This window comes from Rhodococcus sp. B10, from assembly GCF_011770055.1.
GTDB classification, from domain to species: Bacteria; Actinomycetota; Actinomycetes; order Mycobacteriales; family Mycobacteriaceae; genus Rhodococcoides; species Rhodococcoides kyotonensis_B.
In genome coordinates, this window is the sequence record NZ_JAAFYV010000031.1 from 28,895 (window position 1) to 51,671 (window position 22,777).

The 22,777-nt window shown below is 66.3% G+C and carries 24 protein-coding genes; 14 read left to right on the forward strand and 10 right to left on the reverse strand.

Annotated features, from left to right (window positions below; all coding sequences use genetic code 11):
* The first annotated feature begins 138 nt into the window (after positions 1–138).
* Positions 139–1,644, forward strand: coding sequence for a glycerol kinase GlpK (gene glpK / locus RhoFasB10_RS19325; RefSeq protein WP_068431981.1), 1,506 nt, complete (start codon positions 139–141; stop codon positions 1,642–1,644).
* On the opposite strand, the gene RhoFasB10_RS19330 is transcribed toward glpK, so the two are convergent.
* On the reverse strand, positions 1,629–2,822 hold the full coding sequence (locus tag RhoFasB10_RS19330) for a PLP-dependent aminotransferase family protein (protein ID WP_068431984.1): 1,194 nt from the start codon (positions 2,820–2,822) through the stop codon (positions 1,629–1,631). The two genes, glpK and RhoFasB10_RS19330, sit on opposite strands and share 16 nt — an antisense overlap.
* Positions 2,823–3,006: 184 nt before the next feature.
* Complete coding sequence (locus tag RhoFasB10_RS19335; RefSeq protein ID WP_068431986.1) at positions 3,007–4,410, reverse strand: NAD(P)H-quinone dehydrogenase; 1,404 nt, start codon at positions 4,408–4,410, stop codon at positions 3,007–3,009.
* Positions 4,411–4,581: 171 nt separating this feature from the next.
* On the opposite strand from RhoFasB10_RS19335, the gene RhoFasB10_RS19340 reads away from it, so the two are divergent.
* Entirely contained in the window at positions 4,582–5,043 is a 462-nt protein-coding gene (locus tag RhoFasB10_RS19340; RefSeq protein ID WP_068431989.1) for a gamma-glutamylcyclotransferase, read from the forward strand.
* Positions 5,044–5,066: 23 nt separating this feature from the next.
* Here RhoFasB10_RS19340 and RhoFasB10_RS19345 read toward each other — a convergent pair whose 3' ends face one another.
* Genes RhoFasB10_RS19345 through RhoFasB10_RS19355 form a run of 3 tightly spaced genes read right to left on the reverse strand, consistent with a single transcriptional unit; the run spans position 5,067 to position 8,122 of the window.
* Complete coding sequence (locus tag RhoFasB10_RS19345) at positions 5,067–6,230, reverse strand: M20 family metallopeptidase (RefSeq protein WP_068431992.1); 1,164 nt, start codon at positions 6,228–6,230, stop codon at positions 5,067–5,069.
* On the reverse strand, positions 6,227–7,399 hold the full coding sequence (locus tag RhoFasB10_RS19350) for a M20 family metallopeptidase (protein ID WP_167678075.1): 1,173 nt from the start codon (positions 7,397–7,399) through the stop codon (positions 6,227–6,229). Before RhoFasB10_RS19350 ends, RhoFasB10_RS19345 begins: the two co-directional genes overlap by 4 nt.
* Positions 7,400–7,414: 15 nt before the next feature.
* The gene (locus tag RhoFasB10_RS19355; protein WP_167678077.1) at positions 7,415–8,122 is read right to left on the reverse strand and encodes an enoyl-CoA hydratase/isomerase family protein; all 708 of its coding nucleotides are present in this window, start codon (positions 8,120–8,122) and stop codon (positions 7,415–7,417) included.
* Between the two features lie 165 nt (positions 8,123–8,287).
* Here RhoFasB10_RS19355 and RhoFasB10_RS19360 point away from each other — a divergent pair, with 165 nt between their 5' ends.
* The gene (locus RhoFasB10_RS19360; RefSeq protein WP_167678079.1) at positions 8,288–9,115 is read left to right on the forward strand and encodes a purine-nucleoside phosphorylase; all 828 of its coding nucleotides are present in this window, start codon (positions 8,288–8,290) and stop codon (positions 9,113–9,115) included.
* 17 nt (positions 9,116–9,132) lie between these two features.
* Positions 9,133–10,737, forward strand: a complete 1,605-nt coding sequence (locus tag RhoFasB10_RS19365; protein ID WP_167678093.1) for a phospho-sugar mutase — start codon at positions 9,133–9,135, stop codon at positions 10,735–10,737.
* A 23-nt stretch (positions 10,738–10,760) separates the two neighbouring features.
* Here the strand turns inward: RhoFasB10_RS19365 and RhoFasB10_RS26820 are convergent, their stop codons facing one another.
* Entirely contained in the window at positions 10,761–11,330 is a 570-nt protein-coding gene (locus tag RhoFasB10_RS26820; RefSeq protein WP_068429078.1) for a DUF2797 domain-containing protein, read from the reverse strand.
* Between the two features lie 320 nt (positions 11,331–11,650).
* A complete protein-coding gene (gene upp, locus RhoFasB10_RS19375) occupies positions 11,651–12,274 on the reverse strand; it encodes a uracil phosphoribosyltransferase (protein ID WP_068428260.1) in 624 nt (207 codons plus the stop codon).
* Positions 12,275–12,365: 91 nt separating this feature from the next.
* Between upp and RhoFasB10_RS19380 the strand changes: the two genes are divergently transcribed.
* Genes RhoFasB10_RS19380 through RhoFasB10_RS19400 form a run of 5 tightly spaced genes read left to right on the forward strand, consistent with a single transcriptional unit; the run spans position 12,366 to position 15,689 of the window.
* Positions 12,366–12,665, forward strand: a complete 300-nt coding sequence (locus RhoFasB10_RS19380) for a type VII secretion target (RefSeq protein WP_068429081.1) — start codon at positions 12,366–12,368, stop codon at positions 12,663–12,665.
* Positions 12,662–13,789 (forward strand): C40 family peptidase, encoded by a 1,128-nt coding sequence (locus tag RhoFasB10_RS26460; RefSeq protein ID WP_167678081.1) that lies wholly within the window; start codon positions 12,662–12,664, stop codon positions 13,787–13,789. The genes RhoFasB10_RS19380 and RhoFasB10_RS26460 overlap by 4 nt, the downstream gene beginning before the upstream one ends.
* On the forward strand, positions 13,786–14,112 hold the full coding sequence (locus RhoFasB10_RS19390; RefSeq protein WP_068428264.1) for a hypothetical protein: 327 nt from the start codon (positions 13,786–13,788) through the stop codon (positions 14,110–14,112). The genes RhoFasB10_RS26460 and RhoFasB10_RS19390 overlap by 4 nt, the downstream gene beginning before the upstream one ends.
* Complete coding sequence (locus RhoFasB10_RS19395) at positions 14,109–14,411, forward strand: YbaB/EbfC family nucleoid-associated protein (protein ID WP_068428265.1); 303 nt, start codon at positions 14,109–14,111, stop codon at positions 14,409–14,411. Before RhoFasB10_RS19390 ends, RhoFasB10_RS19395 begins: the two co-directional genes overlap by 4 nt.
* 15 nt (positions 14,412–14,426) lie before the next feature.
* Positions 14,427–15,689 carry a primosomal protein gene (locus tag RhoFasB10_RS19400; protein ID WP_068428266.1) on the forward strand — a complete coding sequence of 421 codons (1,263 nt, stop codon included), beginning with the start codon at positions 14,427–14,429 and terminating at the stop codon, positions 15,687–15,689.
* A gap of 22 nt (positions 15,690–15,711) precedes the next feature.
* Here the strand turns inward: RhoFasB10_RS19400 and RhoFasB10_RS19405 are convergent, their stop codons facing one another.
* The 3 genes from RhoFasB10_RS19405 to RhoFasB10_RS19415 are packed head-to-tail and all read right to left on the reverse strand — an operon-like array spanning position 15,712 to position 18,566.
* Positions 15,712–16,836 (reverse strand): adenosine deaminase, encoded by a 1,125-nt coding sequence (locus RhoFasB10_RS19405; RefSeq protein WP_068428269.1) that lies wholly within the window; start codon positions 16,834–16,836, stop codon positions 15,712–15,714.
* A gap of 37 nt (positions 16,837–16,873) precedes the next feature.
* Entirely contained in the window at positions 16,874–18,160 is a 1,287-nt protein-coding gene (locus tag RhoFasB10_RS19410) for a thymidine phosphorylase (protein WP_068428270.1), read from the reverse strand.
* A complete protein-coding gene (locus tag RhoFasB10_RS19415; RefSeq protein WP_084423880.1) occupies positions 18,153–18,566 on the reverse strand; it encodes a cytidine deaminase in 414 nt (137 codons plus the stop codon). Before RhoFasB10_RS19415 ends, RhoFasB10_RS19410 begins: the two co-directional genes overlap by 8 nt.
* A 264-nt stretch (positions 18,567–18,830) precedes the next feature.
* Here RhoFasB10_RS19415 and sdhC point away from each other — a divergent pair, with 264 nt between their 5' ends.
* The 5 genes from sdhC to RhoFasB10_RS19440 all read left to right on the forward strand — a co-directional run bounded on the left by sdhC (position 18,831) and on the right by RhoFasB10_RS19440 (position 22,771).
* Positions 18,831–19,241, forward strand: a complete 411-nt coding sequence (gene sdhC, locus RhoFasB10_RS19420; RefSeq protein ID WP_114332421.1) for a succinate dehydrogenase, cytochrome b556 subunit — start codon at positions 18,831–18,833, stop codon at positions 19,239–19,241.
* On the forward strand, positions 19,241–19,696 hold the full coding sequence (locus RhoFasB10_RS19425; RefSeq protein WP_068428273.1) for a succinate dehydrogenase hydrophobic membrane anchor subunit: 456 nt from the start codon (positions 19,241–19,243) through the stop codon (positions 19,694–19,696). The genes sdhC and RhoFasB10_RS19425 overlap by 1 nt, the downstream gene beginning before the upstream one ends.
* A gap of 16 nt (positions 19,697–19,712) precedes the next feature.
* Complete coding sequence (sdhA, locus tag RhoFasB10_RS19430; RefSeq protein ID WP_068428275.1) at positions 19,713–21,464, forward strand: succinate dehydrogenase flavoprotein subunit; 1,752 nt, start codon at positions 19,713–19,715, stop codon at positions 21,462–21,464.
* Positions 21,464–22,246 (forward strand): succinate dehydrogenase iron-sulfur subunit, encoded by a 783-nt coding sequence (locus tag RhoFasB10_RS19435; protein ID WP_068428278.1) that lies wholly within the window; start codon positions 21,464–21,466, stop codon positions 22,244–22,246. Before sdhA ends, RhoFasB10_RS19435 begins: the two co-directional genes overlap by 1 nt.
* A gap of 222 nt (positions 22,247–22,468) precedes the next feature.
* Complete coding sequence (locus tag RhoFasB10_RS19440; RefSeq protein ID WP_167678083.1) at positions 22,469–22,771, forward strand: hypothetical protein; 303 nt, start codon at positions 22,469–22,471, stop codon at positions 22,769–22,771.
* The last annotated feature ends 6 nt before the right edge of the window (positions 22,772–22,777 follow it).

Sequence of the window (22,777 nt, forward strand, 5' to 3'; positions counted from 1 at the left end):
CTCCCGTGTCGCGTGGATTCGAAGCAGCCGTGCTCTACCCGGATGTCGTGCTTCTCCGAGATTCACCGCAAGGCTACCGTTCGTCACGTATACCCGCGCGACCCGAAACGATAGATCCGGCCGAACAAGGGAGCTTTGGTGACGTCCGACACCTTCATCGCATCGATCGACCAGGGAACCACCTCGAGCAGGTGCATCATCTTCGGACACGACGGCAAACCCGTCGGCTCGGCGCAGAAGGAGCACCGGCAGATCTTCCCTCGCGCAGGCTGGGTCGAGCACGACGCGGAGGAAATCTGGGTGGGCGTGCGTGAGGTCGTCGGCGCCGCGCTCGGAAACGCCGACGTCAAGGCGCAGGACATCGCCGCCGTCGGCATCACCAACCAACGCGAGACCGCGCTCGTCTGGGACAGGGCAACGGGCAAACCCGTGTACAACGCCATCGTGTGGCAGGACACGCGCACCGACGAACTGTGCAGGAAGCTCGCGGGCGACGCGGGTGCGGACCGATACCAGAGCGTCACCGGGCTTCCCCTGTCGACGTACTTCGCCGGCCCGAAGGTGCGGTGGATTCTCGACAACGTGGACGGGGCACGCGAGCGTGCCGATGCGGGAGAACTGTGTTTCGGCACGATGGACTCGTGGGTGCTGTGGAACCTGACCGGCGGCACGAACGGCGGCAAGCACATCACCGACGTCACGAACGCGTCGCGCACGTTGCTGATGGACATCGAGACGCTGCAGTGGCGCGAGGACATCTGCGCGGACTTCGAGATCCCGATGTCGATGCTGCCCGAGATCAAGACGTCGTCGGAGATCTACGGTGAGGTTCGGCCGCGAGGCGTGCTGGCGGGAGTGCCCATCTCGGGGATCCTGGGTGATCAGCAGGCCGCGACCTTCGGGCAGGCGTGTCTGTCTCCCGGCGAAGCGAAGAACACCTACGGCACCGGAAACTTCTTGTTGCTCAACACGGGAACGACACCGGTCCGCAGCGAGCACGGACTGCTCACCACCGTCTGCTACAAACTCGGCGACGCGGACACCGTCTACGCGCTCGAAGGATCCGTCGCGGTGACGGGCTCGCTCGTGCAGTGGTTGCGCGACAATCTCGGCATCATCCGCGACGCCCGAGAAATCGAAGAATTGGCGGACACCGTCGACGACAACGGCGGTGTCTACTTCGTGCCTGCGTTCTCCGGTCTGTTCGCGCCGCGGTGGCGTCCGGATGCCCGCGGCGTCATCTCCGGACTCACTCGTTTCGCGAACAAGGGGCACATCGCCCGAGCAGCATTGGAGGCCACTGCATTTCAGACCCGCGAGGTCATCGACGCGATGAACGCGGATTCCGACGTGACGCTGACGACGCTCAAGGTCGACGGCGGCATGGTCGTCAACGAGCTCCTCATGCAGTTCCAATCCGACGTGCTCGGCGTTCCCGTCGTGCGACCGGTCGTCAACGAGACCACCGCGCTGGGCGCAGCCTATGCCGCGGGCCTCGCCGTCGGCTACTGGAACGGCGAGGACGACATCCGCGCCAATTGGGCCGCCGACAAGACGTGGGAACCCGATCTCGACGAGGATGTCCGCGAAGAGATGTACCGAACCTGGAACCGCGCCGTCGAACGCACCTACGACAGCGTGTGAGCCGTGTCGGCGTGAGCCGACTTCAGACGTCGAACTGCTTCCTGCAGAACGGGTTCCGCTGAACTCGCGAAACAGAGCCGCGCCGCACCGGAGTACTGCGGCGCGTCGGCGAACGCTCGACCGGGCACGAACGCCACCCCGTTCTCCAGCGCCGTGGGGAGCAGTGCGGTCGTGTCCGTGCCGTCACGGAACGTCAGCCAGACGAACATTCCGCCGTCGGCGGGCGAGATGTGCACTCGATCGTCGAACTCTGCTTCCACTGCAGTCCGCAGCGCGGTCGCGCGCTGTCCGTACGCACTGCGCAGACGTTCCAGATGCATCCCGAGCCACGATGTGTCCGACAGCATCTCGGCCGTCATCTGCTGCGTCATCGACGAGCCGCACAGGTCCGCACCCTGCTTGAGCAGTTCGACAGCGTCGCACACTCTCTTCGGCGCGACCATCCAGCCGACCCGTAGCGCCGGTGCCAGGATCTTCGACGCACTCGACAGTCGGACGACACGGTCCGAGTGCGCCGCGATCGGCGGCGACGGCGGCGCGTCGAACCAGATCTCGCCGTAGGGGTCGTCCTCGAGAATCCAGAATCCGTAGCGATCGGCCAACGCCGCGAGATGCGCTCGCTTGTCGTGCGACATCGTGACGCCACGAGGATTGTGGAAGTTGGCGACCGTATGGACCAGGGCTGGGCGCAGACCGGCCGCGAGACGGCGCTCGAGCTCGTACGTGTCCATGCCGTCGGCCGCGATCGGAATTGCGTGGATGTCGGCACCGGCGATCGAAAACACTTGCAGCGCACCGGTATACGCGGGTTCGTCGACCACGACCACTGTGCCGGGGTCCACCAGAGCCTGCGCCACCAGAGTCAGCGCCTGTTGCGAGCCGTGCGTCACGACGACGTTCGATGGATCGACGACGCGTCCGATCGCGTCGGACTCACGTCCGGCGATGACCTCGCGCAGCCCCCGCCATCCCGGGGTCTCGCCGTACTGAACGGCCTGAGGTTCGGACAGCACCGCAGCCGCGGCTTCTCGAACCCGTTGCGCTGGAATGAGTTCCGTGGCCGGAAGCCCACCGGCGAGCGAGATGACATCGTCGCGCGCAGTCAACGCGAGCAGGTCGCGAATCGCCGAACTCTGCACGGAATCGAGGCGACGAGCCAACGACGGAATGGTTGTCATGGATTTCTCCCAGCAGCGAAATACGGATGTACGAGCTACCCGAGGATCGACTGGGGTGCGAAGTGTGCCGGATGGTGGTCGGCACACGCCAGTATGTCATGACAACTCGACGTGCGGCTACGCCACCCGTGCCTGGATAGTTGCAACCCGGGCCAACTTTCCGCGCACGGGTGGCGAAGCCGCACTAGTCCAGATCGTCGTGACGCATGAGCTGCCGCGCCGCCTCGGTGATCGACCCCGTCAGCGACGGGTACACCGAGAAGGTCGCAGCCAGGTCGTTGACCGACAGGTTGTTCTGCACGGCCATCGCGATCGGCAGGATCAGCTCGGACGCGGTCGGCGCGACGACGACGCCACCGATGACGACGCCGGTGGCCGGACGGCAGAAGATCTTCACGAAGCCGCGCTTGAGACCGGACATCTTGGCGCGCGGGTTGGTGGCGAGCGGCAACATGACCGTGCGCGCCGGAACCTCGCCCTTGTCGATGGCCGACTGGCTGACGCCGACCGACGCGATCTCGGGGCGTGTGAACACCGCCGACGCGACGGTCTTGAGCTTGATCGGCGTGACGCCCTCACCGAGCGCGTGGTACATCGCGATTCGTCCCTGCATCGCCGCAACCGACGCGAGCGGCAGGAGGCCGGTGCAGTCACCGGCGGCGTAGATACCCGACACGGACGTTCGCGAGACGCGGTCGACGCGCAGGTATCCGCCGCGGTCGAGTTCGATGCCGACCTTCTCGAGACCGAGGCCCGACGTGTTCGGGACCGAGCCGACCGTCATCAGCGCGTGGCTGCCCTCGACGGTTCGGCCGTCGGCGAGCGTGACGATCACGCCGGAGTCGGTGCGCTGAACGGACTCGGCACGGGCGTGCTTGACCAGCGTGACACCACGCTCGTTGAACGCCTCCTCCAGCACGAGCGCTGCATCCTCGTCCTCGTGCGGCAGCACGCGGTCGCGGCTCGACACGGCGGTCACCTTGACGCCCATCTCGGTGTACGCCGACACGAACTCGGCACCGGTGACACCGGATCCGACGACGATCAGGTGCTCGGGTAGCGCGTCGAGGTCGTACAGCTGACGCCAGTTGAGGATGCGCTCACCGTCCGGTTCGGCACCCTTCAGAACCCGCGGGCTCGCACCCGTCGAGATCAGGACGACGTCGGCGTCGAGGATGCGCTCGCTGCCGTCGGCGAGGGTGGCACGCACCTGGTGGGCAGCCATTCCGACCTGGCTGTCGATCATCTCGCCGCGTCCGGACAGCAGTTCGACGCCGACCGAGCGCACGCGTGCCGCGATGTCCGCCGACTGGGCCTGCGCCAAGCTCTTCACACGCTCGTTGATCTGCGGGAGCGCGACGGTGGCCTTCGATGGATCGAGCGAGATACCGAGATCGGTCGCGCGACGCATCTCCGTCCTGATGCCGGTCGACGCGATGAACGTCTTCGACGGCACGCAGTCCCACAGAACGCAGGCGCCACCCACTCCTTCCGAATCGACGAGAGTGACAGTGCCCCCGTGTTGTGCTGCCACCAGCGCTGCCTCGTACCCTGCGGGTCCGCCACCGATGATCACGATCCGGGTCATTGAGCCTCTTCCTTGTGGGAGTGAGTTCGAGCGCCTGTGGGTTCAAACTTATTCCCTTCGCGAAGTCTCTGCATCGGTAAGGATTGCTTCACTTGCCTTCGACCTGCCGAAACGCCCGATTCAGGGCTTCCGACGCATGGCAGACACACCCGACGGTTTAGGCTTGCCGACGTGCCGATCTATGCCGCTTACGGATCCAACATGCATCCGGAGCAGATGTTGCAGCGTTGCCCGCACTCTCCGATCTCCGGAACCGGGTGGCTGCACGGCTGGCGATTGACGTTCGCCGGTGGCGACATCGGCTGGGAAGGTGCACTGGCCACCGTCGTCGAGGACGCCGATTCCAAGGTCTTCGTCGTGCTGTACGACGTTCCGGTCGAGGACGAAGAGCGCCTCGACCGCTGGGAGGGATCCGAACTCGGCTTCCACCGCAAGATCCGCCTGCGCATCGACACCGAGGACGGTCCCGTCCTGGCCTGGCTGTACGTGGTCGACGCGTACGAGGGTGGTCTGCCTTCGGCTCGCTACCTCGGCGTCATGGCCGACGCCGCCGAAATCGCCGGGGCGCCCGCCGACTACGTGCGCGGACTCCGCACCCGCAACAGCCGTAACGTCGGGCCGGGAACTACCTGACGTGCACGAAAATACATAGCCCGCTAGTTCGGGTCGAGCGCGATGCTCGTCATCACCTTGACGCCGACGGCGAGGGCTCGCTCGTCGAGATCGAACGTCGGCTGGTGAATGTCGAGCTGCGGACCTGATCCGGACCACACGCCGAGCCTTGCCATGGATCCCGGGATGTCCTCGAGGTACCACGAAAAATCCTCCCCGCCACCGGATTGCGCGGTGTCGGCGAGCGCCGCGGGTCCGACCCGGTGAATCGCCTTCTCGAAGACGCGCGTCGCGGCCTCGTCGTTGACGACGGGTGGGACCCCGCGCCGGTAGTGAAGCTCGTACTGCACACCCGTCGGCGCAAGCAACCCGGCGACGATCTCGTGCACCATCGGTTCGAGCAATGCCCACGTGTCGTGATCGCCGGTACGGACCGTTCCGGTCAGCATGCCGGTCTGCGGGATCGCGTTGGGTGCCTGGCCCGCGACGACCGCTCCCCACACCATGACCGTGCTGGTCCTGGGGTCGATTCGGCGACTGAGCATCCCGGGCAATCCGGTGATGACCGTGCCGAGCGCGTACACGAGGTCGGTCGTCAGGTGCGGCCGCGACGTGTGCCCACCCGGTGAGTCCAACCGCAGCTCGACGGTGTCGGCGGCCGACGTGATCGCGCCGACGCGCACACCGACCTTGCCGACCTCCAGTCGCGGATCGCAGTGCAGCGCGAAGATCTTCGTCAGGTCCTTCAACGCACCTGCAGCGACGACGTCGAGCGCACCTCCCGGCATGACCTCTTCCGCCGGCTGGAAGATCAGTCGAACACCGAACGGCAGAGCGGGAAGCGACGCGAGCGCGAGCGCGGTACCGAGCAGAACCGTCGTATGCGCGTCGTGGCCGCACGCGTGCGAGACGCCGGGGACCGTCGACGAATACGCCGCGCCGGTGAATTCCTGCAACGGCAATGCATCCATGTCGGCACGGAGCCCGACGCGCGGGCCGTCCGGGCCGATGTCGCACGTCAGGCCGGTGCCTCCCGGCAGCAGCTTGGGCGTCAATCCGGCGGCTTCGAGCTGTTCGACGACGAACGCCGTCGTGGCGAATTCACGCCGTGCCAGTTCGGGATTCGCGTGGATGTGACGACGCCACTGCGACAGCTCGTCCGCGTGCTCGAGAATCCATTTGTCGACGAGCGCGAAGTTCTCGATCATCGTGCAGCCGCCCGCGCTTCGACGCCGCCGAGCAGACGTGCACGCACATCGGCATCGGTCACCGCGCGAACCGTCGTCCGCGCGAGGAGCTGTGCGCCGTCGAGCACCGCCCTGTCGGCGGACTCGGTGACGCAGGCCGCGGCGAACTCCGGTTGATGCGTCACGGCTTCACCGGAATCGAGTCCGATGATCGGGTGGATGCCGGGTAGAACATTCGTCACGTTTCCCATGTCCGTACTGCCCAGTGGGCGAAATCCTTCCAACTCCGGTGCGAGCGGTGTGCGTCCGATCGACTCCGCTTCGCGGCGATAGGCGGCCGAGAGCCACGGATCCGGCGTCAACTCCGCATAGGTCGGCGAGACCGTTCTGATCTCGTGCGTGCACCCGGTCGCGATCGCGCCTGCTTCGAAACAGGCGTACGCCTTCTTCGTGAGCGCCTCGAGCGACTCCGACGTCGTGGCCCGCAGGTAGTAGAGCAGCTCGGTGTGGCCGGGCACGATGTTGGGTGCGAGGCCGCCGTCGCTGACGATGCCGTGCACCTGCTGACCCGGTGACAGATGCTGTCGCATCAGGCCGAGCGCCACCTGGCTCACGGTGACGGCGTCGGCGGCGTTGATGCCCCACTCGGGCGCAGCCGACGCGTGTGCCGCGCGTCCGGTGAACGACACGGCGATGTCCGACAATGCCAACGACGTTGCGCCGACGATGTCGAACGGGCCCGGGTGAACCATGATCGCCGTTGCGACGTCGTCGAACACGCCACGCTCGAGCATGAGGACCTTGCCGCCACCGGTCTCCTCGGCGGGCGTCCCCAGAACCCGAACCGTGATGCCGAGCCTGTCGGCGACGGGTGCGAGCGCCAACGCCGCGCCCACCGCCGACGCCGCGATGATGTTGTGGCCGCACGCGTGCCCGATCTCCGGCAACGCGTCGTACTCGGCACAGATTCCGACGACCAGTTCGCCACTGCCGAAGCTCGCCGCGAACGCGGTCGGCATGTCCGCGACACCGGACTCGACGTCGAAATCGGCCGCTCGCAGAAGCTCCATCACCTTCGCGGCACTCTTGTGCTCTTCGAACGCCAGTTCCGGCTCGGAATGAATCGAGTGCGAGAGCTCTATCAGGTCGGTTGCAGCGCTGTGCACACCTGCATCGGTCTCATCGATCACCGACCCAGTCTGTCACTACTGGTTTCCGAAGCTGAAGTTGCTCTCGCCCGTCGGAGTGTTCAGTGCTGCGAGGACGTCGGCGTGAATGCCCCGTTTGATGCCCGCGAGGTTCGGTCCGCGGGTGCCGGTCAGCGCCGCCGCACGCGCGACGGCATCCGGCAGTACACGATCCACGTCGGCCACCGCGTCGGCGATTCCAGCGGCGACCGCGTCGGGACCGCCGTAGCGCTTGCCCGTGGTCATGGCCTCGACGGCCGTCTGCTTCGGCAGCCTGCCGGTGATCAGGGCGGACATGCCGATAGTGAACGGCATGTTCAGCGACACCTCGGGGAGGCAGTAGAAGCCACGATCGGCGCGCACGACGCGGAAGTCGTGGGCCGTCGCGAGCATCGCGCCTGCACCGAATGCGTGCCCCTGCACCGCGGCGACGGTCGCCATCGGGAACGTGAGCAGCCGCGTGTACAGGGTGTGGACGCGGTCGAGGTACGAAGTGATCTTGTCGAGGTTCGCGAACAGCCAATCGGTGTCGAGGCCGTTGGTGAAGAACTTGCCGGTCGCCGACGTCACCAACGCAGACGGACCCGAGATCGCCTCGACCTCGTCGAGCAGCGAGTGGACGCTGTCGATCCAGTCGGGGTGAAACCGATTCTCGGAGTCCTCGCTCGACCCCTCGGGACCGAGAAACAGGATGTGCACGTCGCCGTCGCGTTCGAGGTAAGGCATGAGCCGGATACTACCCGGCAGTAACTTATTCGGTAGTGGGCATGGTGTACCGGTCTCGGCGCCGACGATGCGGGATCCCGCGTGCCGGACATCGACAGTGGAACACCATGCCCACCCGCGGTGTAGCTGAGACGGGAACGGCCCTATCTCCTAGGGTTGAACCCCGTGGGAACTACAGACGAGCAGCGACCCGACCCGACCACCGACCCGACCGGCGCAGCATCCGCCGCTGCCGCCGCGATCGCAGACGCCACCGGACTTTCCTCGCATTCGGTCGCGATCGTGCTCGGGTCCGGATGGCAGGCTGCGGCAGAACCTTTCGGCACTCCGACGGCAACGCTCCGGATGGCCGACCTGCCCGGGTTCGCAGCGCCGTCCGCGTCGGGTCATTCGGGCACCATCACGTCGGTGAACGTCGGCGGCACCCACACCCTGCTACTGCAGGGCCGCACCCACGCGTACGAGGGCCACGATCTGCGACGCGTCGTGCATCCGGTCCGGTCGGCCATCGCGACCGGAGTGAAGACGGTCGTTTTGACGAACGCCGCGGGCGGCATCCGGGAGGGCATGAGCGTCGGACAACCCGTGCTGATCTCGGACCACCTCAACCTCACGGCTCGGTCGCCGCTCGTCGGCGCCGAATTCGTCGATCTGGTCGACGCGTACTCCTCCGATCTGCGCGATCTCGCCCGCGAGATCGACCCGTCGCTCGAAGACGGCGTGTACGCCGGTCTGCCCGGTCCGCACTACGAGACGCCCGCCGAAATTCGCATGCTGCGCACGCTCGGTGCCGATCTCGTCGGTATGTCGACCGTCCACGAGACCATCGCTGCCCGCGCACAGGGCGCACGCGTGCTCGGTATCTCGCTCGTGACCAATCTGGCCGCGGGCATGACGGGCGAGCACCTGAACCACGCCGAAGTTCTCGAGGCGGGCAAGGCATCCGCGTCGCGGATGGGTGATCTGCTGCACCGCCTGGTGACGTCGCTGTGACGTCCGAGCCATCGGCGCTGGCCGAGCAGGTCGCCGCGTGGATCGCCGGTGACCCGGACCCGTCGACGCGCGAGGAACTGTCCGAGCTGACGGACGACGAACTGGCCGAACGCTTTCGCGCTCCTCTCTCGTTCGGCACCGCAGGCCTGCGCGGCGAGGTGCGTGCGGGACCGAACGGGATGAACGTCGCCGTCGTCGTTCGGACGTCGGCAGGCATCGGTGCGTGGTTGCAGAAGAAGTGCCTGGGCGGATCGACGGTCGTCGTCGGTCGCGACGCGCGGCACGGCTCCGAGACGTTCGCGACCGCGGCGGCGGAAACCTTGGCCGCTCAAGGGTTTTCGGTCGTTCTCCTGCCCCGGCCGCTGCCGACGCCTGTGCTCGCGTTCGCGGTGCGAGCCTTGGGCGCCGATCTCGGCGTGCAGATCACCGCGTCGCACAATCCGGCGGCGGACAACGGGTACAAGGTCTATCTCCGCGGCGGCGCACAACTCGTTCCGCCCGCCGACAAGGAGATCGAAGCGGAGATCGCGGCTGTCGGCCCCGCAGTCGACGTACCCCGGACACAGGTGTCGCCCGGTGGATCCGACGTCGCGGCCCGCTATCTCGACACGTTGCCCGCGCTCGTCCGCTCCCCGCGTCGCGCGATCAGAATCGCCCTGACGCCCTTGCACGGCGTCGGCGGCGAGCTCGCGCTGACGGCGTTGCGGGGACTCGGTTTTCGAGACATTCACGTCGTCGAGAGTCAGTTCGCGCCCGACCCCGAGTTCCCGACCGTCGCGTTCCCCAACCCCGAGGAATCGGGCGCGGCCGATGCCGTGCTCGCTCTCGCCGCGGAGGTGAACGCCGACCTCGCGATAGCACTCGATCCCGACGCCGACCGATGTGCGATCGGCATTCCCGGGCCGACGGGATGGCGCATGCTCACCGGCGACGAGACCGGCGCACTGCTGGCCGATCACATTCTGACGACGGCACCGCCGAACTCGTTGGTGGCCAACACGATCGTGTCGTCGCAGTTGTTGGCAGCGCTCGCTCCCGCCCGCGGTGCGCGGTACGCCCGGACCTTGACCGGGTTCAAATGGCTCGTCCGAGCCGGGCAGGGCCTGGTCTACGCCTACGAGGAAGCGATCGGCCACTGCGTGGACCCAGAGCACGTCCTGGACAAGGACGGCATCTCCGCCGCCGTCGTTCTCGCCGACCTCACGGCGCTGTGCGCGGCGGACGGGCGGACCCTGCAGAACATGCTCGACGACCTGGCCGTCGAACTCGGTGTCCATGCGGGAGCTCAGGTGTCGAAGCGCGTGACCGACCTGGACGACATCGCGTCGATGATGAAGGCGCTGCGTGCGACGCCTCCCACGGAGCTCGCGGGCATCGATGTCACCGTCACCGACTTCCTCTCCCAGCGCGGACCCCTGCGTACCGACGCCGTCGAACTCGCCGGGGACGGCATTCGCGTCGTCGTGCGACCGTCCGGCACCGAGCCGAAGGTGAAGGCCTACCTCGAAGCCGTGGTGCCCGTCGCCGATCGAGCCGGGTTGGCGGACGCCCGCGCCGCCGCCGAGTCGACGCTGGAGGCGTTGAAGAAGGCGACTACGTCACTCGTGCACGCGAATGTATAGCCCGCTACATATTCGCGCGCACGTCAGAAGAGTGCAGACTGCACGGCGGGCAGCGTCGAGTCGTAGTCACCGAACCGCACCCGACGACCGGTGAGCTCGTGGAGGTCGACGACGTAGGACTCGCCGTCGATGTCGACTATGGCCGTCTGGCCGATACAGGCATCGACGGTGAATCCGTGTGTGCCCGAGTCCAGTCGGCTCGGATAGGCAACCCGATTACCGGACGCCAGATCCCGGAAGCCGGCGACACGCCACGCCTCGTCGACGGTGTGGAAGCTGTCGTCGCCGGGACCGAGAATGTCGCGGACCCTCCCTGCCAACGCAGCCGTCGCCGCGTCGAGGCGAGCGGTGTCGACCGGCAACGCCAGCGCCGCAGCCTTGGCCGACGACCGCACCGACTGCCGCACCTGCAGCACCTCGGTGACCTTGTCCTCGAGCACACGGATCACTTTGCCGTCCGTGGCCCAGGCGACGTACTGCGCACAGATCGCGCCCTGCTCGGCAAGCCGACCCCACTTACGCGTGTTCGCCGCGGTGCCGACCTTGTGCACACCGTTCGCGAACGTCGCGATGTACAGCCAATGTGGTTGCATCACATGCGCTTCGAGGTCACGCGAGACGAAACCTCCACGGTGCACGGTGTGGACGAACCGAAACGGGTCCTTCGATTCGCACACCTCGCACTGCGCACCGACCTCGGCGGGCGATTGCGTCGGGCAGGGAACGTATTCGGAGCCCTTCGGCGAGAACGCAACTCGGCCCGTACACCATCGACCGTCCCCGAGAGACTCGAATCCGATTCTCGCACCACGTAGTTCGACGTACGCGACGTCTCGCGTCTCGACGTCGACGACGCGGAGCCGCGGATCGCCTTCACCGGCAGGCCACGTGACGCCGAGGACGAGCGAGACGTTCAGCGTGGGCCGAACTGCCGGTCGCCCGCGTCACCGAGGCCGGGGACGATGAAGGCGTTCTCGTTGAGTCCGTCGTCGATGCTCGCCGCCACGAGACGTACCGGCAGACCCGAGTTCTCGAGCGCCGAGACACCCTCGGGCGCGGCGACGACGCAGATGACCGTCACGTCGGCAGCGCCGCGACCCATCAGAATCTCGATCGTGTGCACCATCGACCCACCCGTCGCGAGCATCGGGTCGAGGACGTAGACGGGGGTCTGCGACAGGTCGTCGGGCAGCGATTCCATGTAAGGCACCGGCTGGTGCGTCTCCTCGTCGCGAGCCATGCCGACGAACCCGACGCGGGACTGCGGAATCAATCCGCTCGCCTTCTCGACCATGCCGAGGCCTGCACGCAGGACCGGAACCAAGAGCGGCGGACGGGAGAGTCGAGTGCCCTGAGTGACGGCGACCGGAGTCTTGACGTCGAAGTTCTCGATCTCGGCATCGCGGGTGGCCTCGTACACCAGCATGTGGGTGAGCTGGCGCAGGGCGGACCGAAATGTTGCGTTGTCGCTGCGCTCGTCGCGCATCGTCGTCAGCAAGGAGGCGGCCAGTGGATGTTCGACCACGTGAATTTCCATGGGCACAAGGATAGGTGTGGGAACCGTTCGAGCCGAACGTGCGTCGAAACGGGGTGTAGTCACTTTCCACGCGCAGGGAGTTCGAGGAACCATGGCGGAACTAGCGACGTCCACAGCCGAGCTACAGCGATACTCGGCCACCGCGGGTTCTCTCGCTGCACAGGTGGCAGGCGCGGCGGCAGCGTCGACGGCAGCGGGGCCAGCCCTGCTCGCCCCGATCTTCGGGCCGATCGGCTCCGAGTTCCTCGGCGCAGCCGCTGGCGTGCATGCGGCTCACACGACGGCAGTGGCACGCCTCGCCGAGGTCGTCGCCGGCCTCGGCGTTCAAGCGGCTGCATCGGGCGTCGGATACGAGACGACGGACATCGCCACCGCCGGGAGTCTTACGTGATCGAACTTCTTTCCAAACCGATCGTCGATCTACTCGGGGCGTTCGGCTCCGGCCATGTCCCGACGGGCAGTCCCGCCGACGTACTTCGAGCGTCGTCCCGCACGTTGGACACGGTGCAGCGCATCGGGCAGACCGCGGTCTCCGAACTCGCCACGACGTGGAGCGGCCCAGCTGCAGCCGCGGCCGTCGACCTCGCCGAGGAGGCTCACGGCAGCGCGACCCGCCTCGCCCGACACGGTGACGAGATGGCCGTGATCATCGACCGAGCGTGCGAGAAGGTACAGGCGGGAGTCGTCGAACTGCAGAGCATCGTGCAGTCGTTCACCTCGATCGCCGTGTCGTCCGCGCCGGTTCTGCTGACACCTCCGGGCCAGACGATGATCATCGCCGCCGCGGTCGAACACCTCCAGCGTGCGCTCGCCGTCGTCGCGCGGGTGCGGGCCGAACTGGCCGTGCATGCGGGCGAGATGACGGCCTTGGCGTCGCCACCCCCGGTACCGGAGCCGCCGGGCGCTCCCCCGGCAGCCACCGTTCCGACGGCAGCGACCGCGGCGACCGCCACAGATCCGAGCAACCGATTCCTGCGGAACTTCGCGCAGTCGGTCTCCGTGCCGTCGCTCCCCGACCCGCAGACCTACGCGTCGACGTCGACCGCGGCGGCCGTATCGGACCGCGACATGTCGACCTTCGCCCCGCAGCGGGAGTCTGCTGCCGTGGGCGCGCGAGGCCGCGGCGTCGAGGTCGCGCTTCCCGACGGCACCGTCGCCGTCGCTCCCAACGAGCAGGCGGCGGGCGCGGTGCGGAGCGCGCTGAGCCAGCAGGGCGTTCCCTACGTGTGGGGCGGCACCGAACCGGGCCGCGGACTCGACTGCAGCGGGCTGACGCAGTGGGCGTACGGCGAGCAGGGCGTCCAACTTCCCCGCCTCGCCCAGGAGCAGGACATCGGTACGCAGGTGAGCGAGGACGAGCTGATGCCGGGCGACCTCGCGGTCTGGGACGGGCACGTCGCCATGGTCATCGGAAACGGCCAGTTCGTCGAAGCGGGAGATCCAGTGCAGGTCAGCGCAATTCGGACGACCAACAGCGGCATGGGCTTCCAGGGCTTCTACAGGCCGACCGCATGACGCAGGACGTCACCGCGGTCGCCGGTACACGCAGCGACTCCGTGCGCGTCCGAGCCACGGAACACGGACGGCCCGTCGACATCTACATCGACCCGAACGAATTGCGTTTCGGCGGCGCCGAATTGGCAGCGACCATCCTGCAGTTGTGTCGGCGCGCCACCGACTCGGCCAAGGCGCACCGACGCGATCTCCTCGCCGACGACGGAGTGCCCACCGACGTTCTCGACCGTCTCGGCCTACCCACCCGGGCAGCCGTCGCCGACGCGGAGAACCGACACCTCGCCGACGACGAGGAACCGACCAGTTGGTTGCGGTCGGTATGACCGAACCGTTGGAGGGCTTGATCTCCCGCGGACAGCGGGCCCTGAACTCGATGCAAGGAGCAGCGGAGACGCTCGCCGGGCTCCGCATCGTGCATCGTTCCCCGGACGGTGTCGTCGAAGTCGAAGTGGACAGCCACGGCGCCGTCGTCGGGCTCGACCTGGCACCCGATCTGACACGCGAATCCGCGTCACGCCTGGGTTCGATCATCGTCGCGACCGCAGAGACCGCCGCCCGAGATGCACTGGCACGGCGAGAGGTGATCCTGCGCGACATGCAAAGTTCTCTCACGGAAACCTGAGATAGGCTTCCGGCCATGGCTGGCGACATCATCCCGATCGAACTAGGTCTCACCCGCGGCGACTTCGTCACCCTCTGGGCGCCGGAATGGCGCGAAGGCGACGACGAATGGGAAGCGTTCCTCGGTCACGAGGACGATCTGTACGGTTTCGAGGCGGTGGCGCACCTGGCCGCGTTCATCCGGAACGACGACGACAACGATCTGGTCGACCATCCGTCGTGGACGGTCGTGTCCGCGCTCGCCGCGAACGAGCTCGAGCCCGACGACCTGCACCGGTTCGACCTGGTGGGCGTTCCCGAACTCGTCGCCGAAGAACCCGACTCGGATGTTCTGGCCGAACTGAACGCGACGTTCGAGATGGTGCAGACACTCGGCGATGTCTGCGAACTGGGTTCCGTCACTTCGTTTTTCGCGAACAACCCACACCTCGGTGCGGTCGGCGTCGGCGTCGAGGCATTCCTCGGCAAGGACGGCGAGGCGCTCTGGGACCGGATCGGGTCCGCGGTCGCCAAAAGCTGGGACGACGTCGTCGACGCGATCGACTCCGTCGTGAAGACACCGGACGTCGACGCGTCCGCCGTCGAAGTCGCCGAGGCCGAACTACTCGCCGCTGCCGAGAACATCGTCGACGCCGACGACCTTTCGGAAGACGAGGACGAAACCGACGAGGACGAGACGGACGAGGAAGCCGAAGAAGACGTCGACCCCGTCGCCCGAGCTGCGTCGGACGACGGTTTCTGGACCGACGTCGGTATCGATCCCATCCGCATCATCACGTCCGACGACACGCTGTACACGCTGCGGTGCTACATCGACGACGAGCCGATCTTCCTCGGCCGCGCGGGCAGCATCACCGTCTTCGGGTCGGAGCGGTCGCTGGCCCGCTACCTCGCCGACGACCACGACCACGATCTGGCGAAAGTGAGCACGTTCACCGACGTGCAGACCGCAGCCGTCGACGGATCGCTCGAGATCGAGGTGACCGACGAGAACGTCTACGTGCTTCCGGGTCTCGCGGACGACCTCGCAGAGGGGCCTTCTGCCGTCGACGTCGACCAACTCGACCTGGCCGTCGAGTTGTTCACCGATGCCGCCGACTTCGCCGGGGACGAGTCCGTCGAAACCGCACTCGCGACGTCGACTCCGCTCGGGTGGTACGTCTCGTACACGCTGGAACCGGACCCGAACCGTCTCGCTCCGAGCGCGCCGTTCGACGCCGAAGCCGAGGCGTGGCGAGCACTCGAGCGTGAGTTCGAGGCCCGCCTCCGCAAGCAGTAGGAACAGCCGACACCAGCGAAAGCTAACCCAGGAGTACCGCGTATCCCGGCTTGACGACGTCGTCGATGAGTTCGAGTCGCTCGTCGAACGGGATGAACGCGGACTTCATCGCGTTGATCGTGAACCGTTCCAGGTCGGTCCAGCCGTAGCCGAACGCACCTACCAGCTTGTGCATCTCACGGCTCATCGTCGTGTCGCTCATCAGCCGGTTGTCGGTGTTGACGGTGACGCGGAAGCGCAGCCGCGCGAGCAGATCGAAGGGGTGCTTCTCGAGACTGTCGACGGCCCCGGTCTGCACGTTCGAACTCGGGCACAGCTCGAGCGGCATGCGGGTGTCGCGGATGTAGGCGGCCAACAGTCCCAGCGACGCATCACCGTCCGACCCGACGGTGATGTCGTCGACGATCCGGACACCGTGTCCGAGGCGATCCGTGCCGCAGAAGGCGACCGCCTCCTGGATGGACGGCAGACCGAAGGCTTCGCCGGCGTGAATGGTGAAGTGCGCGTTGGACGCTCGCATGTACTCGAACGCGTCGAGATGGCGGCTCGGAGGGAACCCGGCCTCGGCGCCCGCGATGTCGAACCCGACGACCCCGCGATCACGGAATCGGACGGCGAGTTCGGCGATCTCACGGGACCGGGCTGCATGACGCATCGCCGTCAACAGGCACCCGACCCGAATTCGCTTGCCCCGCACCCGCGCAGCCGACTCACCCGCCCGGAATCCCTCGAGCACGTGTTCGACGACCTGATCCAACGTCAGTCCGCGTTCGAGGTGCTGTTCGGGCGCGAACCGCACTTCCGCGTAGACGACGCCGTCGTCGGCGAGATCCTCTGCGCACTCCTGCGCGACGCGATTCAGACCCTCGGGCGTCTGCATCACGGCCACGGTGTGCGCGAACGTCTCCAGATACCGTTCGAGCGAACCACTGTCGGCCGCGTTGCGGAACCACTGCGCCAGCGCGGCACCGTCCGATTCGGGCAGACCGTCGTACCCGCACCGATCGGCGAGCTCGAGCACGGTCTGCGGCCGCAGACCACCGTCGAGATGGTCATGGAGCAACGCTTTCGGCGCGGTCGTGATGGACGGGAGATCGAGCGGCGTCGCGCCGCTGTTCGATGGGGAGACAGGATCGGCGGTACTCATGTCCGAACGGTATCGCGCCGATCCTGCCGCCGCCGGGTTACTGATCCCCGACCCGCCCGAGCACGAGGGCAGACGCCTCGAACGGCGAGTCGCCGATCGTCCAGGCGTCCGAGATGGCCTCGGTCGCGTAGTCGAACTTCTCCGGCGTGTCCGTGTACAGGGTGGCGACAGGTTGGCCGACGGCGACGCGGTCTCCCGGCTTCGCGTGCAGCCGCACTCCCGCGGCGGCCTGCACCGGTTCTCCCTGGCGTTCACGACCGGCGCCGAGACGCCATGCTGCACGGCCCACCGACAGCGCGTCGAGGCCGCTGACCACGCCGCTTCGCTCGGCGGTGACCGTCAGGGACTCCTTCGCCACGGGAAGCGCAGCCGTCGGATCGCCGCCCTGAGCGGCGACCATGGCACGCCAACGGTCCATCGCCGAACCGTCCGCGAGCGCATCCGCCGGATCGACGCCTTCGATGCCTGCCGCGACGAGCATGGTCCGTGCGAGCGTGACCGTCAGCTCGACCACGTCGGCCGGACCTCCGCCCGCGAGGACCTCGAGCGATTCCTCGACCTCGAGAGCGTTACCCGCCGTGAGGCCGAGCGGAGAATCCATGGCGGTCAGCAGCGCGATCGTGCGGACACCGGCGTCGGCGCCGAGATCGACCATCGCAGAGGCGAGCTCGCGCGCGTCGTCGATGTTCTTCATGAACGCACCGGCTCCGACCTTGACGTCGAGCACCAACGCCCCGGTGCCTTCGGCGATCTTCTTGCTCATGATCGAACTCGCGATCAGAGGAATCGATTCGACCGTGCCGGTGACGTCGCGCAGCGCGTACAGCCGCTTGTCCGCAGGCGCGAGATCCGCACCGGCCGCGCACACGACGGCACCGACGGCCGGATCGGCCAGTATCGAGTGAATCTCGTCGGCACTCAGATCCGCCCGCCACCCGGGAATCGACTCGAGCTTGTCCAGGGTGCCCCCGGTGTGTCCGAGCCCGCGTCCCGACAGTTGCGGAACCGCGGCGCCACAGGCTGCGACGACGGGGGCCAGCGGCAGCGTGATCTTGTCCCCGACACCGCCGGTCGAGTGCTTGTCGACGGTCGGTTTCGACAACGTCGAGAAGTCCATTCGACTGCCCGAGGCGATCATCGCCGACGTCCATGCGCTCAGTTCGGCGCGGGACATACCCCTCCACAGGATGGCCATGGCCAGCGCGGACATCTGCTCGTCGGCGACGCGGCCGTGCGTGAATGCGTCGACGACCCAGTCGATCTGAGCGGTCGAGAGTTCGTGGCCGTCACGCTTGGAGGTGATGACGGAAACGGCGTCAGACATGCCCGTCCACCCGTCCTGTCTCGAGGTCGTCGGGACCGAAAGCAGCAGGGAGAAGCCGCGCCAGCGGAGTCGGGCCGTCGTCGGTATCGACGAGGAGATCGCCGCCGCCGAACTCGTACAGCAACTGTCGACAGCGCCCGCACGGCATCAACCGCGCTCCGCGGCTGTCGCAGCAGGCGAATGCAACCAGCCGGCCACCGCCGGTGGAATGAAGGTTGGACACCAGGCCGCACTCGGCGCACAGGCCCAAACCATATGAGACATTTTCCACATTGCATCCGGTGACTATTCGGCCATCGCCTACGACAGCGGCCGCGCCGACGGGATAGTTCGAGTACGGTGCGTAGGCTTGCCTCATAGCGCCATGGGCTCTGTCGCGCAACGTTTTCCAGTCGATTTCCGGCATACGCACCATCCAATCACGCCGCGAGGGACGCCGCATCGCACTCCACTGAACCGATCACGAAGAATTGGGAAGGCATACCTAAGTCATATTTCGATCTCGGTACGAATCTCGAGTCGAATTAGTTCCGGCTTTCCAATGGGTTTACAGTTCAAAGACGGCGGCTCTTTGAATACCGGTGGAGCCGGAGTTCGACAAATCGAGCCAGGGTCAGCCCGGCAACCAGGCTCGACGCGTCCACCAATGACGTTGGAGGCTTTGCACTCGATGAGTAGCACGACGGAAGTCGCTCCGGCCAAGGAGCGTAAGCGGTCGTTGTACCGCGGAGATCCGGGAATGTGGTCCTGGGTTCTTCACCGAATCACTGGCGTGTTGACGTTCTTCTTCCTGTTCGTCCACGTCTTGGACACTGCCATGGTGCGTGTCAACCCCGAGACCTACGACGCGATCATCGACACCTACAAGACGCCGCTCGTCGGCCTCATGGAGATCGGCCTCGTCGGCGCAGTTCTGTATCACGCTCTGAACGGCATCCGCGTCATGCTGGTCGACTTCTGGTCACAGGGACCGAAGTACCAGAGGCTGATGCTGTGGATCGTCGCCGCGATCTGGTTCGTGGTCGTGATCCCCGGAGCGGGTCGAATCTTCTACAACATGTTCACGGCGGGCGGTCACTGATGGCAACGACACAAGGATCCGAGGCCAAGTCCCTCGGTAAGACCTACGACCGTCCGGCCAGCCTGGACAACCCGCGCTCGCCGCGGCGTTCGTCGCGCGGCAACTTCGAGCTGTACGCGTGGCTGTTCATGCGCTTCTCGGGCCTCGCCCTCGTCGTCCTCGTCCTGGGCCACATGTTCATCATGCTGATGCTCGACGACGGCGTGCACCGCATCAACTTCGCGTTCGTCGCCGGACGCTGGTCGAGCCCCTTCTGGCAGTTCTGGGATCTGACGATGCTGTGGCTGGCTCAGCTGCACGGTGGTAACGGCCTGCGGACGATCATCGCGGACTACTCGCGCAAGGACTCGACCCGATTCTGGCTGACGACGCTGCTCGTCCTGTCGATGATTCTCATCATGGGCCTGGGCACGTACGTCATCTTCACCTTCGATCCGAACATTTCGGCAAGCTAAGGGAACTGAAGCATTCATGCAGGAACATCGTTATGACGTGCTCATCGTCGGCGCAGGTGGCGCAGGCATGCGCGCGGCCATCGAAGCGGGCCCCCGCGCCCGCACCGCGGTACTGACCAAGCTCTACCCGACGCGTTCGCACACCGGTGCGGCGCAGGGCGGCATGTGCGCCGCTCTCGCGAACGTCGAGGAAGACAACTGGGAGTGGCACACCTTCGACACCGTCAAGGGTGGCGACTACCTCGCCGACCAGGACGCGGTCGAGATCATGGCCAAGGAAGCCATCGACGCCGTTCTCGACCTCGAGAAGATGGGCCTGCCGTTCAACCGGACGCCCGAGGGCAAGATCGACCAGCGTCGATTCGGTGGCCACACCCGCGACCACGGCAAGGCTCCCGTTCGCCGGGCCTGTTACGCAGCCGACCGCACGGGCCACATGATCCTGCAGACGCTGTACCAGAACTGCGTCAAGCACGACGTCGAGTTCTTCAACGAGTTCTACGCGCTCGATCTGTGCCTGACCGAGACCGACAACGGACCCGTTGCCACCGGCATCATCGCCTACGAGCTGGCGACCGGTGAACTGCACATCTTCCACGCCAAGTCGATCGTCTTCGCGACCGGCGGCTCGGGACGCATGTACAAGACGACGTCCAACGCCCACACCCTCACCGGTGACGGCATGGGCATCGTCTTCCGCAAGGGACTTCCCTTGGAGGACATGGAGTTCCACCAGTTCCATCCGACAGGTCTCGCAGGCCTCGGCATTCTCATCTCCGAAGCCGTTCGCGGTGAGGGCGGCATCCTGCGTAACGAGTCCGGCGAGCGTTTCATGGAGCGCTACGCCCCCACCATCAAGGACCTCGCGCCTCGCGACATCGTCGCGCGTTCGATGGTTCTCGAGGTGCTGGAGGGACGCGGTGGCGGTCCGAACAAGGACTACGTCTACATCGACGTGACGCACATCCCCGAGGAAGTTCTCGACGAGAAGCTCCCCGACATCATGGAGTTCTCGCGCACCTACCTCGGCGTCGACCCCGTCAAGGAGCCGGTCCCCGTCTACCCGACGTGCCACTACGTCATGGGCGGCATCCCGACCAAGATCAACGGCGAGGTCCTGCGCAACAACGACGACATCGTTCCCGGTCTGTACGCAGCCGGTGAGTGCGCATGCGTGTCGGTGCACGGCGCGAACCGTCTCGGCACCAACTCGCTGCTCGACATCAACGTCTTCGGACGTCGCTCGGGCATCGCGGCCGCGAAGTACGCCAACTCGGTCGACTTCACCCCGCTGCCCGACGAACCGGCCAAGATGGTCGAGGAGTGGCTGGAGCTGGTGCTGTCCGATCACGGACACGAGCGCGTCGCCGACATCCGCAGCGAGCTGCAGCAGTCGATGGACAACAACGCGTCGGTGTTCCGTACCGAGGAGCGCCTCGAAACCGCACTGAAGGACGTTCGTGCCCTCAAGGAGCGGTACAACCACATCACCGTGCAGGACAAGGGGAAGCGCTACAACAGCGACCTCCTCGAGGCCGTCGAACTCGGCTTCCTGCTGGAGATGGCGGAGGTCACCGTCGTCGGAGCCCTCAACCGGAAGGAATCGCGCGGCGGACACGCCCGCGAGGACTACCCGAACCGTAACGACGACGAGTACATGAAGCACACCATGGCCTACAAGGAAGGCACTGGCCTGCTCACCGACATCCGTCTGGACTACAAGCCGGTCGTCCAGACCCGTTACGAGCCGATGGAGCGGAAGTACTGATGAGCGCACCAGCGATCGACAAGAGCGAAGACAAGTCCGACCTTCCTCCCATGCCCGACGGCGCGGTGATCGTCAACCTGAAGATCGCCCGCTTCGACCCGGAGAACGGCGACGGACAGCGCTGGGACACTTTCCAGGTCCCGACGCTGCCGACCGACCGTCTGCTCAACCTGCTGCTGTACGTGAAGGGCTACCTCGACGGCACCCTGACGTTCCGCCGCTCGTGCGCGCACGGCGTCTGCGGATCCGACGCGATGCGCATCAACGGTGTCAACCGTCTCGCCTGCAAGGTGCTGATGCGCGACATGCTGCCGAAGGACTCGTCGAAGACGCTGACCATCACGATCGAGCCCATCAAGGGTCTGCCGGTCGAGAAGGACCTCGTCGTCGACATGGAGCCGTTCTTCGACGCGTTCCGTGCCGTCAAGCCGTTCCTCATCACGTCCGGCAACGAGCCGACGCGTGAGCGCATCCAGAGCCAGGCCGACCGCGCCCGATTCGACGACACGACCAAGTGCATCCTCTGCGCATGCTGCACCACGTCGTGCCCCGTCTTCTGGAGCGACGGCAGCTACTTCGGACCGGCCGCGATCGTCAACGCGCACCGCTTCATCTTCGACAGCCGTGACGAGGGCGCTTCCGAGCGTCTCGACATCCTCAACGACGTCGAAGGTGTGTGGCGCTGCCGCACGACGTTCAACTGCACCGACGCGTGCCCTCGTGGCATCCAGGTGACCAAGGCGATCCAGGAGGTCAAGCGGGCGTTGCTCTTCGCTCGCTAGATCCCGCACTTTTCGCGCATCGATGGCCCGTGGCAGCTGATGGACAGCTGCGACGGGCCATCGATGTTTTCGGGGTCAGCGCGCACGCGTCGGCATCGATTTCACGCAGCATCCGATAGACAGCTGCTACGGGCCATCGATGTTTTCAGGGTCAGCGCGCAGATGAGAGTTCTCTCATCCCCTTCTCATGTCGGTCCCATCCGTCGACGGCACGGTGAAACGGTGAAGATCCTTGTGGCGGCTGTCCTCACACTTGCCTTCCTCGGGGCGGTGTTCACCGGTGTGTTCCTGGTGACCAGACAGTCCGATGCCGGCGGCCCGGCCCCGGCCCCCATCACGGCACCTGCCGTTCCGTCGGCTCCCGTTCGACCGCCCGCAGACCCGTCTTCAACGCCTCCCCCACCAGCCCCGGCGCCTCCTCCAGCCGCCGACGGCTCGGTCCAACCACCGCCGCTTCCGAGCGACGACGATGACGACTGGGACGACGGTTTCGACGACGACGGATACGACGACAATGACGATTGATCTTCG

What these genes read in the sequence shown, in the direction of transcription:
- sdhC (WP_114332421.1), top strand. Translation starts at nt 18,831, where the DNA reads ATGAGTAGCACGACGGAAGTCGCTCCGGCCAAGGAGCGTAAGCGGTCG.
- RhoFasB10_RS19410 (WP_068428270.1), bottom strand. Translation starts at nt 18,160, where the DNA reads ATGTCTGACGCCGTTTCCGTCATCACCTCCAAGCGTGACGGCCACGAA.
- sdhA (WP_068428275.1), top strand. Translation starts at nt 19,713, where the DNA reads ATGCAGGAACATCGTTATGACGTGCTCATCGTCGGCGCAGGTGGCGCA.
- RhoFasB10_RS19400 (WP_068428266.1), top strand. Translation starts at nt 14,427, where the DNA reads ATGGCTGGCGACATCATCCCGATCGAACTAGGTCTCACCCGCGGCGAC.
- RhoFasB10_RS19380 (WP_068429081.1), top strand. Translation starts at nt 12,366, where the DNA reads ATGGCGGAACTAGCGACGTCCACAGCCGAGCTACAGCGATACTCGGCC.
- RhoFasB10_RS19330 (WP_068431984.1), bottom strand. Translation starts at nt 2,822, where the DNA reads ATGACAACCATTCCGTCGTTGGCTCGTCGCCTCGATTCCGTGCAGAGT.
- RhoFasB10_RS19335 (WP_068431986.1), bottom strand. Translation starts at nt 4,410, where the DNA reads ATGACCCGGATCGTGATCATCGGTGGCGGACCCGCAGGGTACGAGGCA.
- upp (WP_068428260.1), bottom strand. Translation starts at nt 12,274, where the DNA reads ATGGAAATTCACGTGGTCGAACATCCACTGGCCGCCTCCTTGCTGACG.
- RhoFasB10_RS19415 (WP_084423880.1), bottom strand. Translation starts at nt 18,566, where the DNA reads ATGCCGGAAATCGACTGGAAAACGTTGCGCGACAGAGCCCATGGCGCT.
- RhoFasB10_RS19395 (WP_068428265.1), top strand. Translation starts at nt 14,109, where the DNA reads ATGACCGAACCGTTGGAGGGCTTGATCTCCCGCGGACAGCGGGCCCTG.
- RhoFasB10_RS26820 (WP_068429078.1), bottom strand. Translation starts at nt 11,330, where the DNA reads ATGCAACCACATTGGCTGTACATCGCGACGTTCGCGAACGGTGTGCAC.
- RhoFasB10_RS19405 (WP_068428269.1), bottom strand. Translation starts at nt 16,836, where the DNA reads ATGAGTACCGCCGATCCTGTCTCCCCATCGAACAGCGGCGCGACGCCG.
- RhoFasB10_RS19425 (WP_068428273.1), top strand. Translation starts at nt 19,241, where the DNA reads ATGGCAACGACACAAGGATCCGAGGCCAAGTCCCTCGGTAAGACCTAC.
- RhoFasB10_RS19390 (WP_068428264.1), top strand. Translation starts at nt 13,786, where the DNA reads ATGACGCAGGACGTCACCGCGGTCGCCGGTACACGCAGCGACTCCGTG.
- RhoFasB10_RS19345 (WP_068431992.1), bottom strand. Translation starts at nt 6,230, where the DNA reads ATGATCGAGAACTTCGCGCTCGTCGACAAATGGATTCTCGAGCACGCG.
- RhoFasB10_RS19435 (WP_068428278.1), top strand. Translation starts at nt 21,464, where the DNA reads ATGAGCGCACCAGCGATCGACAAGAGCGAAGACAAGTCCGACCTTCCT.
- RhoFasB10_RS19355 (WP_167678077.1), bottom strand. Translation starts at nt 8,122, where the DNA reads ATGCCTTACCTCGAACGCGACGGCGACGTGCACATCCTGTTTCTCGGT.